Origin of the sequence: Chryseobacterium phosphatilyticum (genome assembly GCF_002899825.2) — a bacterium.
GTDB lineage: Bacteria > Bacteroidota > Bacteroidia > Flavobacteriales > Weeksellaceae > Chryseobacterium > Chryseobacterium phosphatilyticum.
Map to the genome: position 1 here is coordinate 1 of NZ_PPED02000065.1, position 501 is coordinate 501.

The 501-nt window shown below is 73.9% G+C and carries 1 protein-coding gene; it reads right to left on the reverse strand.

The window, feature by feature from the left end:
• Positions 1-501 (reverse strand): hypothetical protein (locus C1631_RS25425; RefSeq protein ID WP_228441510.1); only part of this gene is annotated, 501 nt, incomplete at both ends.

Below are 501 nucleotides of genomic sequence, written 5' to 3' on the forward strand. Positions count from 1 at the left end.
GTCTCGGCGAGTGCCCGGTCGCGCTCCTCGCTGCGGGTGCGCAGCCGCAGCGAGGCTTCCGAGAGCACGTCGGCAAGGCGGCGGATCTCGTGGATCGGCGAGGCGATCCGCGGGATTGCCTGCCCTCGCGCGAGGGCCGGCCCCGTCGCCGCGAGTTGGCGCAGGGGCTTCGATACCCGCGACCACAGGTGGACGGCGAGCACCGAGGAGGTGGCGAGCACGAGAAGGCCGAAGCCGCCGAAGGCCCAGATCCAGCGCCGCAGCCGCGCCTCGACCAGTTCGCGCGGGATGCTCGCCCCCACGGTCCAGCCGTTGAGCCGCGAGCGTGCCTCGACGACGGTGACGGGCTTGAAGTCGCGGTCGCGCCCCTCCCAGACGCCGGGCGTGCCGGTCGCCGTTTGGCGCAGGGTCGCGAGCCGGGGATTCCCGACCACGCCGGGTATTTCCGGCAGCCGCGCGAGCACGACGCTGTCGCGATCCGAAACCCCCGTGACCCACCCC